The organism is Escherichia sp. E2562, from assembly GCF_005781075.1.
GTDB lineage: Bacteria > Pseudomonadota > Gammaproteobacteria > Enterobacterales > Enterobacteriaceae > Escherichia.
This window is the reverse complement of record NZ_VATM01000017.1, coordinates 56,558-69,301: the sequence shown is the minus strand read 5'-3', so window position 1 is coordinate 69,301 and position 12,744 is coordinate 56,558. Positions and strand designations below refer to the sequence as shown.

12 protein-coding genes are annotated in these 12,744 nt (G+C 48.5%); 5 read left to right on the top strand and 7 right to left on the bottom strand.

Annotated elements, in window-relative coordinates:
* Positions 1 to 9: 9 nt before the first annotated feature.
* Positions 10 to 921: a glycine--tRNA ligase subunit alpha gene (gene glyQ / locus FEK43_RS18995; RefSeq protein ID WP_001168547.1), complete on the bottom strand. Its 912-nt coding sequence runs from the start codon at positions 919 to 921 to the stop codon at positions 10 to 12.
* Positions 922 to 1,015: 94 nt separating this feature from the next.
* Positions 1,016 to 1,315, bottom strand: a complete 300-nt coding sequence (locus tag FEK43_RS18990; protein ID WP_130210050.1) for a YsaB family lipoprotein — start codon at positions 1,313 to 1,315, stop codon at positions 1,016 to 1,018.
* Positions 1,316 to 1,489: 174 nt separating this feature from the next.
* On the opposite strand from FEK43_RS18990, the gene wecH reads away from it, so the two are divergent.
* Positions 1,490 to 2,485, top strand: coding sequence for an O-acetyltransferase WecH (gene wecH, locus FEK43_RS18985; protein ID WP_131161474.1), 996 nt, complete (start codon positions 1,490 to 1,492; stop codon positions 2,483 to 2,485).
* 36 nt (positions 2,486 to 2,521) lie between these two features.
* Here wecH and yiaA read toward each other — a convergent pair whose 3' ends face one another.
* The 4 genes from yiaA to xylA form a co-directional block, all read right to left on the bottom strand.
* Positions 2,522 to 2,959, bottom strand: coding sequence for an inner membrane protein YiaA (gene yiaA, locus FEK43_RS18980; RefSeq protein WP_130260111.1), 438 nt, complete (start codon positions 2,957 to 2,959; stop codon positions 2,522 to 2,524).
* A 45-nt stretch (positions 2,960 to 3,004) separates the two neighbouring features.
* Positions 3,005 to 3,346 carry an inner membrane protein YiaB gene (gene yiaB / locus FEK43_RS18975; protein WP_130210044.1) on the bottom strand — a complete coding sequence of 114 codons (342 nt, stop codon included), beginning with the start codon at positions 3,344 to 3,346 and terminating at the stop codon, positions 3,005 to 3,007.
* 166 nt (positions 3,347 to 3,512) lie between these two features.
* Positions 3,513 to 4,967, bottom strand: a complete 1,455-nt coding sequence (gene xylB, locus FEK43_RS18970) for a xylulokinase (RefSeq protein ID WP_130210042.1) — start codon at positions 4,965 to 4,967, stop codon at positions 3,513 to 3,515.
* A 70-nt stretch (positions 4,968 to 5,037) separates the two neighbouring features.
* A complete protein-coding gene (gene xylA / locus FEK43_RS18965) occupies positions 5,038 to 6,360 on the bottom strand; it encodes a xylose isomerase (protein WP_064527882.1) in 1,323 nt (440 codons plus the stop codon).
* A 366-nt stretch (positions 6,361 to 6,726) separates the two neighbouring features.
* On the opposite strand from xylA, the gene xylF reads away from it, so the two are divergent.
* From xylF to xylR, 4 genes are all read left to right on the top strand, one after another.
* Entirely contained in the window at positions 6,727 to 7,719 is a 993-nt protein-coding gene (gene xylF, locus FEK43_RS18960) for a D-xylose ABC transporter substrate-binding protein (protein WP_131161472.1), read from the top strand.
* Between the two features lie 77 nt (positions 7,720 to 7,796).
* Entirely contained in the window at positions 7,797 to 9,338 is a 1,542-nt protein-coding gene (gene xylG, locus FEK43_RS18955; protein WP_135408264.1) for a D-xylose ABC transporter ATP-binding protein, read from the top strand.
* Complete coding sequence (xylH, locus tag FEK43_RS18950) at positions 9,316 to 10,497, top strand: xylose ABC transporter permease XylH (protein WP_130210036.1); 1,182 nt, start codon at positions 9,316 to 9,318, stop codon at positions 10,495 to 10,497. The genes xylG and xylH overlap by 23 nt, the downstream gene beginning before the upstream one ends.
* Before the next feature lie 77 nt (positions 10,498 to 10,574).
* Entirely contained in the window at positions 10,575 to 11,753 is a 1,179-nt protein-coding gene (xylR, locus tag FEK43_RS18945; RefSeq protein WP_130210034.1) for a D-xylose utilization transcriptional activator XylR, read from the top strand.
* A gap of 128 nt (positions 11,754 to 11,881) precedes the next feature.
* Here xylR and FEK43_RS18940 read toward each other — a convergent pair whose 3' ends face one another.
* Complete coding sequence (locus tag FEK43_RS18940) at positions 11,882 to 12,706, bottom strand: protein bax (protein WP_130210032.1); 825 nt, start codon at positions 12,704 to 12,706, stop codon at positions 11,882 to 11,884.
* Between the last annotated feature and the right edge of the window lie 38 nt (positions 12,707 to 12,744).

The window sequence follows — 12,744 nt, the reverse complement described above, 5'->3', positions numbered from 1 at the left end:
AGCCGCCTCTTACTTATCTTTGTTGCACATCGGGAAGCCGAGGGCTTCACGGGAAGCGTAGTATGCTTCTGCCACTGCTTTGGTCAGGGTGCGAATGCGCAGAATGTAGCGCTGACGCTCGGTGACGGAGATGGCTTTACGCGCATCCAGCAGGTTGAAGCTGTGGGCGGCTTTCAGAATACGCTCGTAGGCTGGCAGCGGCAGCGGACTTTCCAGCGCCAGCAGCTGCTGGGCTTCTTTCTCGTACTGCTCGAAGCAGGTGAACAGGAAGTCCACATCCGCGTATTCGAAGTTGTAAGTGGACTGCTCCACTTCGTTCTGATGGAACACGTCGCCGTAGGTGGTTTTACCCAGCGGGCCGTCGCTCCAGACCAGGTCGTAAACGCTGTCTACGCCCTGAATGTACATTGCCAGACGTTCCAGACCGTAGGTGATCTCGCCGGTAACCGGTTTACACTCCAGACCACCAACCTGCTGGAAGTAAGTGAACTGCGTCACTTCCATGCCGTTCAGCCACACTTCCCAGCCCAGCCCCCAGGCACCCAGCGTCGGGTTTTCCCAGTTATCTTCCACGAAACGGATATCGTGGATAGTCGGGTCCATGCCCAGCTCTTTCAGAGAACCGAGGTACAGCTCCTGAATATTGTCCGGCGATGGCTTAATCACCACCTGGAACTGATAGTAGTGCTGTAAACGGTTGGGGTTTTCGCCGTAGCGACCATCGGTCGGGCGACGAGAAGGCTGAACATAAGCAGCCGCCATCGGTTCTGGCCCCAGCGCGCGCAGACAGGTCATTGGGTGAGAGGTTCCCGCGCCGACTTCCATGTCCAATGGTTGAACAATGGTGCAGCCCTGGCGAGCCCAGTAATCCTGTAAGGTCAGGATCAAGCCCTGGAAGGTCCTGGTATCAAACTTTTGCATATTATTTCGTGCTGGATACGTGTGGATTTAAAGGAAGGGATCAGTATACCCGCTGGATGGAAGATATACAGTACGAAACGGGAAAAAGCAGGGCTTAACGCATGGAAAGATGCAAAAAATGGCCATCTGCGTCAAAAGAACAGACAAACTGCTCTTTCCGGAAGGTATAACCACGCATTTCGTAGCTTCCCTGGAACTGTTCAAAGGCGGTGACGTCGATTTTTTGCTCGCCGGTGTTATAACGTTTTGCTGCCTGACCCTTGCACAATGCTTCCATATTCAATGAACGCAGCGGCTCAACCTTTACCCGCTGTGCTTTCTGCTCGGGTGGCGGTGTCGAGCATCCCACTAACACAATAAGTGCCATTGCTGGAAAGAAAGAGTTCATCATCATTAAATTACCGTCTTATTTGCAGGTGAGTCTTATTATTAATATCGGTATAGTGGCTGAATCTAACGAATTTCCTCAAGCCTCTATAAGCTGTAGAGATAAAACTCGGATTATTCCAGTGCACCAGCTGAATGATTTATCGGTCAGACCTTTTTTTAACCAGTTACAGAGACACAGATGCAGCCCAAAATTTATTGGATTGATAACCTGCGAGGGATAGCCTGTTTAATGGTGGTGATGATTCATACTACCACCTGGTATGTAACCAACGCCCATAGCGTTAGCCCCGTAACCTGGGATATCGCGAATGTTCTAAATTCTGCCTCCCGTGTCAGCGTGCCGCTATTTTTCATGATTTCCGGCTATCTCTTTTTTGGCGAACGTAGTGCCCAGCCGCGTCATTTTTTGCGTATTGGCTTATGCCTGCTGTTTTATAGTGTCATCGCGTTGATCTACATTGCGCTTTTTACCGCTATCAATGTGGAGTTAGCGCTGAAAAACCTGCTACAAAAGCCTGTGTTTTATCACTTATGGTTTTTCTTCGCGATTGCGGTGATTTATCTGGTTTCGCCGCTGGTTCAGGTGAAAAACGTTAGCGGTAAAATGTTGCTGGTACTAATGGTGGTGATTGGCATCATCGCTAACCCAAACACAGTGCCACAGAAGATCGACAGCTTCGAATGGCTACCGATTAACTTATATATCAATGGCGATACTTTTTACTACATCCTGTATGGCATGTTGGGCCGCGCCATTGGCATGATGGATACGCAACATAAATCACTGTCGTGGGTGAGCGCCACGCTGTTTGTTGCGGGGGTATTTATTATCTCTCGCGGGACATTATATGAATTACAGTGGCGAGGAAATTTTGCCGATACCTGGTATCTCTATTGCGGACCGATGGTTTTTATCTGTGCAATCGCGTTACTGACGCTGGTAAAAAATACGCTGGATACACGCACTGTTCCCGGGCTTGGGCTGATATCACGCCATTCTTTAGGTATATACGGGTTCCACGCATTGATTATCCATGCGCTGCGTACCCGGGGGATTGAGCTTAAAAACTGGCCAATACTGGATATTATCTGGATCTTCTGCGCCACGCTGGCCACAAGCTTATTACTTTCTGTGCTGGTGCAACGAATCGACCGCAACAGATTCGTAAGTTGAGCAAAAGCCCGGTCACACTGACCGGGCTTACAAGGATTATTCGCTATATTCTTCCTGAACAACCACAGTTTCTTTTGCTGGATTAACTCCAGCATCACGAATATTCTTCTGCACTGCTACTGCACCAAACAAACTTAAAAAGAAGGCCAGACCATAAAACCCTTTTTCGCTGAGTAATAATGTTGCATTCCACAGACCAACTATCAGTAATGCAACAGATATGATAAAGACAACCAGGCAGGTCATATAATAAATGGATGTAGTGGGGATGCCTTCATATTTGTCCCGCACAGTTTTTTGATAAGATGCGGCTGAAAATAGTCCTAGCACCAGAACAGCAAAGTAATATCCTTTTTCATTTAACTGCATTTCCGCATTCCATAGCCCTAATAAATAGGTAACAATACCGCCGCCAAGCGCTATCCATGACACAATGCTAAATGCTGGAGAATAGGTTGATATTTTGTTTTCCATCACAGTATTCCTTTCATTCCTGAATGTGTAAGAGCTTTATGTTGCTCATGCCGAGCGAAACAAACGCATTTGACCAAACAAGCAGACAAAAAAGGCGATGGGGTAGATCACCATTTCATAAGCATTGATAGGTGCATTTAAAACACCGATAAACAACAGACCGATAGTGATTAACGCAACTAACTGGCAGATGCGAATAAACATGTCATCCAGTTGCCCGAGTTTTTCAGCACGAAGATAAGCATAATTGCCAAACGTTCCCGTCATTAACACACCGAGAAAATAGCCTTTGCCGCTTAACAATGGGCATGAGATCCATAGCCCAACCAGATAAACCAACGCCCCGACAACGAATAATAGTTTTGCCACAGTCTTTGAGGTTTTCATAATGATCTCCGTATCTACCAGCGATACATTACGATTAACCAACGAAAGACAAAACTGAAAAATACCATTAACAAATGATTTTCAGAATAAATTCATATTGAATACTAATGAATTGATAATTTATATAGACAGGAATTATCCCTGCCCGGTCAGGCAGGGGATAAGTTTACGCCATTAGTGGCAGAAGTTGCTGGTAGAGACGACGGAATGTTTCGCGTCGTGGCTGATAAGCGGCATGATGCTGCGCGTTCGGCATATGCGACTGCTCTAACGGCAGTTGCGGCAACAATTCACTGAGTGATTTATCTGGATTCACCGCAATCTGCGCCAACCTTGCTGCGCCCAGTGCAGGTCCTACATCACCACCCGTGCGGTAATCCAACTGCTGACCGCTGATATCCGCCAGCATCTGACGCCAGTACTCACTACGCGCTCCACCACCAATCAGGGTAATACTTTGCGGTTTAATACCGCAGGCGTGCACGACATCCATGCCATCGGCCAGCGCATAACCCACGCCTTCCAGCACCGCTCGCGCCAGTTCATTAGGGCCGTGTTGATGGGTCAGGCCAAAGAAAACCCCCTTCGCCTGTGGATTATTGTGCGGGGTACGCTCGCCGGAAAGATAAGGCAAAAACCAGATTGGCTCGGCACTTTCATCTGCCTGTTGCGCAGCTGTAATTAAGGCTGGAACATTGCTCAGGCCGGTTAATTTCGCGGCCCAATCCAGACACGATGCCGCACTCAACATCACCGACATTAAATGCCAACGCTGTGGTAATGCATGGCAAAAGCTGTGTACGGCGCTTTCCGGCTTGCTTAAGAACCCTTCGCTCACCGCAAAATAAACACCAGAAGTTCCCAGCGACAGCATTGCCTGGTTGGCATCAACCATACCCACACCAACCGCGCCAGCCGCATTATCGCCGCCGCCCGCGACAACGGGCGCTGCCGCCATTCCCCATGCTTTTGCCACCTCGGGTAGCAAAGTCCCGGTAACTTCACTGCCTTCGTATAATGCTGGCATCTGGTCACGGGACAGCTGGCAAGCTTGCAGCATGACATCACTCCAGTCACGCTTCGCGACATCCAGCCACATGGTGCCTGCCGCATCAGACATATCACTGGCAAACTCCCCGGTCATACGCAGACGCAAATAATCTTTTGGCAATAAAACTTTGTCTACCTGACGGAATATATCTGGCTCATGGCGTTGCACCCACAGCAGCTTAGGCGCGGTAAATCCGGGCATCATCAGGTTGCCGGTTATAGCGCGCGAATCCGGGACTCGTGCTTCAAGCAAAGCGCACTCTTGCGCACAGCGCCCGTCATTCCACAAAATCGCTGGACGTAATACCTGCTGCCGAGCATCAAGTAACGTTGCTCCGTGCATCTGTCCGGCAATACCTAACGCCTTAACCTCTTGCAAAGAATATTGTCGCGCAAGCGTTCTCACTGCACGATCAGTTGCCTGCCACCACTGTTCCGGGTCTTGTTCCGACCAGAGGGGATGTGGGCGCGAAACGGTTAGTTTTTCTGTTTGTGAAGCAATTACCTCACCCTGTTCGTTGAGCAGAATGACTTTCACGCCCGATGTGCCAAGATCTATCCCGATATACATAGCGATCGTTCCTTAAAAAATGCCCGGTATCGCTACCGATAACCGGGCCAACGGACTGCACAGTTAGCCGTTATTTGTCGAACAGATAATGGTTTACCAGATTTTCTAACTGCTCCTGGCGACCACTCTGATGCACCGGTGCAAGATTATGTTCCTGGGCATATTTTGCTAAATCCGCCAGTGACATTTGGCCTTTCAGAATTTGCTGGCCCAGTTCGCTATTCCAGCCGGAATAACGTTGCGCTACGCGTTTATCCAGCTCACCGTCTTCAATCATGCGTGCTGCAATTTTCAGCGCCAGTGCCATCGTATCCATCGCGCCAATATGACCGTAGAACAGGTCATATTTATCGGTGCTCTGACGACGTACTTTGGCATCGAAGTTCAAACCACCGGTGGTAAAACCGCCCGCTTTGAGAATTTCATACATCACCAGCGCATTTTCTTCCACGCTGTTCGGGAACTGGTCGGTATCCCAGCCCAACTGCGCGTCACCACGGTTAGCATCGACAGAACCGAACAGACCAAGCGCAATGGCGGTGGCAATTTCATGGTGGAAAGAGTGACCCGCCAACGTTGCATGGTTTGCTTCAATATTCAGTTTAATCTCTTTTTCCAGGCCAAACTGCTTCAGGAAGCCGTAGACCGTCGCGGCATCGTAATCATATTGATGTTTGGTCGGCTCTTGCGGTTTCGGTTCGATAAGCAGGGTACCCTGGAAACCGATTTTATGTTTATGCTCAACCACCATCTGCATAAAGCGGCCAATCTGTTCACGCTCCTGACGCAAATCGGTATTCAGCAGCGTTTCGTAACCTTCGCGACCGCCCCACAATACATAGTTTTCACCACCCAGTTTATGCGTCGCTTCCATCGCCGTAACGACTTGTGTTGCTGCCCAGCTGAAAACTTCCGGGTCGGGATTCGTAGCTGCGCCCGCACCATAACGTGGGTTAGTAAAGCAGTTAGCGGTTCCCCACAGCAGTTTCACGCCGCTCTCTTCTTGTTTACCTGCCAGCACATCGACCATTTGCGCAAAGTTATTGATGTACTCTTTTAACGATGCGCCTTCCGGGGAAACGTCCACATCGTGGAAGCAATAAAAAGGCACATGTAATTTGTGGAAAAACTCAAATGCGACATCTGCTTTACGCTTCGCCAATGCCAGCGCCTCGCCAGGTTGCTGCCAGGGACGGTTAAACGCGCCTACGCCAAACATATCCGCCCCGTTCCAGCAGAAGGTGTGCCAGTAGCAAGCAGCAAAACGCAAATGGTCTTCCATACGCTTACCCAACACCAATTCGTCGGGGTTGTAGTGACGGAATGCTAACGGGTTAGAGGATTTCGGGCCTTCATAACGAACGCGATCGAGCTGGTCAAAATAAGCTTGCATAATGAACTCCATAATCAGGTAATGCCGCGGGTAATGGATGATGTCGTAATATTGGGCACTCCCTTTAAGTTGCTCAATTATGTTATTTCACACTGCTATTGAGATAATTCACAAGTGTGCGCTCGCTCGCAAAATAAAATGGAATGATGAAATTGGGTAATTACTCGAAGAGAAAAATGCAACAAATTCGATTAACCAACAAAAATAAGATCTCGGTCATAAATCAAGAAATAAACGAAAAATCGTAATCGAAAGATAAAAATCTGTAATTGTTTTCCCCCATTTAGTTGCTAAAAATTGGTCACGTTTAACGCGGTGATTGTTACTTTTTAAAGCTACCCTCTAACAAAAGAAGGCCTCTGAACCATGAAAATAAAGAACATTTTACTCACCCTGTGCACCTCACTTCTGCTAACCAACGTTGCGGCACATGCTAAAGAAGTCAAAATTGGTATGGCTATTGATGATCTCCGTCTTGAGCGCTGGCAGAAAGACCGGGATATTTTCGTGAAAAAAGCTGAATCTCTCGGCGCAAAAGTATTTGTGCAGTCTGCAAATGGCAACGAAGAAACTCAAATGTCGCAGATTGAAAACATGATTAACCGGGGAGTCGATGTTCTTGTCATTATTCCGTATAACGGACAGGTATTAAGTAACGTTGTAAAAGAAGCAAAACAAGAAGGCATTAAAGTATTAGCTTACGACCGCATGATTAATGATGCTGATATCGACTTTTATATTTCTTTCGATAACGAAAAAGTGGGCGAACTACAAGCAAAAGCGCTGGTCGATATCGTCCCGCAAGGAAATTATTTCCTGATGGGCGGCTCTCCGGTGGATAACAACGCTAAGCTTTTCCGCGCCGGGCAAATGAAAGTATTAAAACCTTACGTCGACTCCGGGAAAATTAAAGTCGTAGGCGACCAATGGGTTGATGGCTGGTTACCAGAAAACGCGCTGAAAATTATGGAAAACGCGTTGACCGCCAACAATAACAAAATTGACGCTGTTGTTGCTTCTAACGATGCTACTGCTGGCGGGGCTATTCAGGCATTAAGCGCGCAAGGTTTGTCAGGGAAAGTCGCCATTTCCGGTCAGGATGCGGATCTCGCCGGCATTAAACGTATTGCTGCGGGTACGCAAACCATGACGGTGTATAAACCGATTACTCTTCTGGCAAATACTGCCGCGGAAATTGCCGTTGAACTGGGTAACGCTCAACAACCTAAAGCAGATACCACGCTGAATAATGGGCTGAAAGATGTTCCATCCCGCCTGCTGACACCTATTGATGTGAATAAAAACAACATCAAAGACACGGTGATTAAAGACGGTTTCCACAAGGAGAGCGAGCTTTAAGCGTTACGTCCCTGTCGACAACGGGGACGTGATTTCTCTCCATGCCGCATGAACTGATTGGCTTAGGTGGAGTCGTTATGTCTTATCTACTTGAAATGAAGAGCATTACCAAAACTTTCGGCAGCGTAAAGGCGATAGATAACGTCAGTTTACGGCTAAATGCTGGTGAGATCGTCTCACTTTGCGGTGAGAACGGTTCTGGTAAATCAACATTAATGAAAGTGCTATGCGGAATTTATCCCTTTGGCAGTTACGAAGGCGAAATTACTTTTGCTGGTGAAGTAATACAGGCAAGTCACATCCGCGATACCGAACGCAAAGGTATTGCCATCATTCACCAGGAATTAGCATTGGTGAAAGAGTTGACCGTGCTGGAAAATATCTTTCTTGGCAATGAGATAACCCGCAATGGGGTCATGGATTATGACCTGATGACGCTACGCTGTCAGAAACTGTTAGCGCAAGTCAGCTTATCCATTTCACCAGATACCCGCGTGGGTGATTTAGGGCTTGGGCAACAACAACTCGTTGAAATTGCCAAGGCACTAAATAAACAGGTGCGTTTATTAATTCTCGATGAACCAACAGCCTCATTAACTGAGCTGGAAACCACAGTTTTACTGGATATTATTCGCGATCTGCAACAACACGGCATCGCATGTATCTATATTTCTCACAAGCTCAACGAAGTCAAAGCGATTTCCGACACAATTTGTGTTATTCGCGACGGTCAGCACATAGGTACGCGTGATGCAGCCGGAATGAGCGAAGACGATATTATCACCATGATGGTTGGGCGAGAATTAACGGCACTGTACCCAAACGAACCACATACCACTGGCGATGAAATATTACGTATAGAACATCTGACGGCATGGCATCCGGTTAATCGTCATATTAAACGGGTTAACGATGTCTCGTTTTCCCTGAAACGTGGCGAAATACTGGGGATTGCTGGACTGGTCGGCGCTGGTCGCACCGAAACTATTCAATGCCTTTTTGGCGTTTGGCCCGGACAATGGGAAGGGAAAATCTATATTGATGGCAAACAAGTGGATATTCGTAATTTCCAGCACGCCATCTCCCAGGGTATTGCAATGGTGCCAGAAGATAGAAAGCGTGATGGCATCGTTCCGGTAATGGCAGTTGGTAAAAATATTACCCTCGCCGCACTCAGTAAATTTACCGGGGGTATTAGCCAGCTTGATGATGCCGCAGAGCAAAAATGTATTCTGGAATCAATCCAGCGACTCAAAGTGAAAACGTCGTCTCCGGAACTTGCTATTGGACGTTTAAGCGACGGCAATCAACAAAAAGCGATCCTGGCACGCTGTCTGTTACTCAACCCGCGCATTCTCATTCTTGATGAACCTACCAGGGGTATCGATATTGGCGCGAAATACGAGATCTACAAATTAATTAACCAACTCGTCCAGCAGGGTATCGCCGTTATTGTCATCTCTTCTGAATTACCTGAAGTACTTGGTCTTAGCGATCGCGTACTGGTGATGCATGAAGGAAAACTAAAAGCCATCCTGATAAATCATAACCTGACTCAGGAGCAGGTGATGGAAGCCGCATTGAGGAGCGAACATCATGTCGAAAAGCAATCCGTCTGAAGTGAAATTAGCCGTACCGACATCCGGTGGCTTCTCTGTGCTGAAGTCACTGAATTTACAAGTCTTCGTGATGATTGCAGCAATCATCGCCATCATGCTGTTCTTTACCTGGACTACTGACGGCGCCTATTTAAGCGCCCGTAACGTCTCCAACTTGCTGCGCCAGACCGCGATTACCGGCATCCTTGCGGTAGGGATGGTGTTCGTCATAATTTCTGCCGAAATCGACCTCTCGGTCGGCTCGATGATGGGGCTATTAGGCGGCGTCGCCGCTATCTGCGACGTCTGGTTAGGCTGGCCTCTGCCGCTCACCATTATTGTGACGCTGGTTCTGGGCCTGCTTCTCGGCGCATGGAATGGTTGGTGGGTCGCGTACCGCAAAGTGCCTTCATTTATCGTCACTCTGGCGGGCATGTTGGCATTTCGCGGCATCCTCATTGGCATCACCAACGGTACGACGGTTTCCCCCACCAGCGCCGCGATGTCACAAATTGGACAGAGTTATCTACCCGCCAGCACCGGTTTCATTATTGGCGCGCTTGGCTTAATGGCTTTTGTCGGCTGGCAGTGGCGTGGAAGAATGCGCCGACAAGCTTTGGGTTTACAGTCTCCGGCATCTACAGCGGTGGTCGGTCGCCAGGCTTTGACCGCCATCATCGTATTAGGCGCAATCTGGCTACTGAATGATTACCGTGGCGTTCCTACTCCTGTCCTGCTGCTGACGTTGCTGTTACTCGGCGGCATGTTTATGGCAACAAGGACAGCTTTCGGGCGGCGCATTTACGCTATTGGCGGCAATCTGGAAGCGGCGCGACTCTCCGGGATTAACGTAGAACGCACCAAACTTGTCGTGTTTGCTATCAACGGTTTGATGGTGGCCATCGCGGGGTTAATCCTCAGTTCACGGCTTGGCGCAGGCTCGCCTTCTGCCGGTAATATCGCCGAACTGGATGCCATTGCAGCCTGCGTGATTGGCGGCACCAGTCTGGCTGGCGGCGTAGGGAGTGTTGCTGGGGCTGTGATGGGGGCATTCATCATGGCTTCGCTGGATAACGGCATGAGTATGATGGATGTTCCGACCTTCTGGCAGTATATCGTCAAAGGTGCGATTCTGTTGCTGGCAGTATGGATGGATTCCGCAACCAAACGCCGTTCCTGATTTTGATAAAAATTTTCTCAAAACCGGTAACGTGTTGCCGGTTTTGAGTTTTTGCATGATTCAGCAGGAAAAGAACCATGTTTACTAAACGTCACCGAATCACATTACTGTTCAATGCTAATAAAGCCTATGACCGTCAAGTTGTAGAAGGTGTGGGGGAATATTTACAGGCGTCACAATCGGAATGGGATATTTTCATTGAAGAAGATTTCCGCGCCCGCATTGATAAAATCAAGGACTGGTTAGGAGATGGCGTTATTGCCGACTTTGACGATAAACAAATCGAGCAAGCGTTGGCTGATGTCGACGTCCCCATTGTCGGGGTTGGCGGCTCGTATCACCTGGCAGAAAGCTATCCGCCCGTACATTACATTGCCACTGATAACTATGCGCTGGTTGAAAGCGCATTTTTGCATTTAAAAGAAAAAGGCGTTAACCGCTTTGCTTTTTATGGTCTGCCGGAGTCGAGTGGCAAAAGATGGGCAGCCGAACGCGAATATGCTTTTCGCCAGCTTGTCGCCGAAGAAAAGTACCGTGGTGTCGTTTATCAGGGACTGGAAACTGCGCCAGAAAACTGGCAGCACGCGCAAAACCGGTTGGCCGACTGGTTGCAAACGCTGCCACCGCAAACCGGGATTATTGCCGTTACTGACGCCCGGGCGCGGCATATTCTGCAAGTTTGCGAGCATCTGCATATTCCCGTACCGGAAAAATTATGCGTAATTGGCATCGATAACGAAGAGCTGACCCGCTATCTTTCTCGCGTCGCGCTTTCTTCGGTTGCCCAGGGTGCACGGCAAATGGGCTATCAGGCGGCAAAACTTCTGCATCGGTTGTTAGATAAAGAAGCGATGCCGTTGCAGCGGATTTTGGTCCCGCCAGTACGCGTCATTGAACGACGTTCTACGGATTACCGTTCGTTGACCGACCCGGCTGTTATTCAGGCCATGCATTACATCCGCAATCACGCCTGTAAAGGGATTAAAGTGGATCAGGTACTGGACGCTGTCGGCATATCACGCTCCAATCTTGAGAAGCGTTTTAAAGAAGAGGTGGGCGAAACCATACACGCAATGATTCATGCCGAGAAGCTGGAGAAAGCGCGCAGCCTGCTAATTTCAACAACCTTATCAATAAACGAGATATCGCAAATGTGCGGTTATCCATCGTTGCAATATTTCTACTCTGTATTTAAAAAAGCATATGACACAACGCCGAAAGAGTATCGCGATGTAAACAGCGAGGTCCTGCTGTAGCAGGAGGAGAAAAGCCGCCAGGCATGATAAGACGCGCCAGCGTCGCATCAGGTAACGCAGCACAACCACCTGATGCGAGCAAAAGCCTTATCCGACCAACAAGTCGGATAAGGCTCGAGGGAATACAATTACATATGCGCAGCGATTAACCGCTGGTTATCCTGGTACATCGCGAACAGGTAGTTGTTATAACTCTGTCCCTTCGTTGAATAACCTTTCAGCTTATGAATCATCGCTGTGGCGGTGATTTCCTGATCAGCTTTACGCAATTGTGCACGTGATTTACGGAACGAAGCGTAAGCCGGGTGCGTATTCAGGTTAGTGACATAGGCGCTCACCGATTCTTTGACAGAACTGAACTGTGAGTAGCCCTTCACTTTACCCGGTGCATTGGTACAACGCCCTTTCATGCACTTCATGCCAAACAGGTTGTTGTTGTTACGCGCCAGCTTCGACGTACCCCAACCACTTTCTGCCGCAGCCATCGTCGCCACCATACTGGTCGGGATAATGTCTACGCGTTCAAGCAGCGTATTCCACGGGATTTTTCGTGTATTACCAGACCACTTCACCTTATAGCGTTTGGCGATGTCTTTCAGACGCGCACGCTCTGCAGGCGACCATTGGCCCTGGTACTGTTTTGAAATCAGCCAGTTACGTTCCGCCGTAATGGCAGCATTTTGGCTGGTAATGTAAGGCATTACGGTCCGGAGAAACGCTTTTTTCCTTGGTGTTCCGGAAGGGTATTTTCGCAAATCAGGAAGTGAACTGCTCTTTGCACTATTGCGAGAATACTCTTGTTTACTGCTTACCTGTTTATTACTAGCTTTGGTTATGTGGGACTTTTGACTCGCTGTTGTCGTGTGCGTTTTCGCTAACACCTCACTCGAAAACATCAGAGTGAGTAACATAAGAATCATCGCCCCATATCGTCGTATGGGAGTCAAAATCATCAGTTCTCCTGGTCGGATTTAATCATTCCAACACCTTA

Bases quoted from the DNA above. Each gene is read 5' to 3' on its own strand.
- xylB (WP_130210042.1), bottom strand. From the start codon at position 4,967: ATGTATATCGGGATAGATCTTGGCACATCGGGCGTGAAAGTCATTCTG.
- xylR (WP_130210034.1), top strand. From the start codon at position 10,575: ATGTTTACTAAACGTCACCGAATCACATTACTGTTCAATGCTAATAAA.
- glyQ (WP_001168547.1), bottom strand. From the start codon at position 921: ATGCAAAAGTTTGATACCAGGACCTTCCAGGGCTTGATCCTGACCTTA.
- xylA (WP_064527882.1), bottom strand. From the start codon at position 6,360: ATGCAAGCTTATTTTGACCAGCTCGATCGCGTTCGTTATGAAGGCCCG.
- FEK43_RS18940 (WP_130210032.1), bottom strand. From the start codon at position 12,706: ATGATTTTGACTCCCATACGACGATATGGGGCGATGATTCTTATGTTA.
- yiaA (WP_130260111.1), bottom strand. From the start codon at position 2,959: ATGGAAAACAAAATATCAACCTATTCTCCAGCATTTAGCATTGTGTCA.
- xylH (WP_130210036.1), top strand. From the start codon at position 9,316: ATGTCGAAAAGCAATCCGTCTGAAGTGAAATTAGCCGTACCGACATCC.
- FEK43_RS18990 (WP_130210050.1), bottom strand. From the start codon at position 1,315: ATGATGATGAACTCTTTCTTTCCAGCAATGGCACTTATTGTGTTAGTG.
- yiaB (WP_130210044.1), bottom strand. From the start codon at position 3,346: ATGAAAACCTCAAAGACTGTGGCAAAACTATTATTCGTTGTCGGGGCG.
- xylG (WP_135408264.1), top strand. From the start codon at position 7,797: ATGTCTTATCTACTTGAAATGAAGAGCATTACCAAAACTTTCGGCAGC.
- xylF (WP_131161472.1), top strand. From the start codon at position 6,727: ATGAAAATAAAGAACATTTTACTCACCCTGTGCACCTCACTTCTGCTA.
- wecH (WP_131161474.1), top strand. From the start codon at position 1,490: ATGCAGCCCAAAATTTATTGGATTGATAACCTGCGAGGGATAGCCTGT.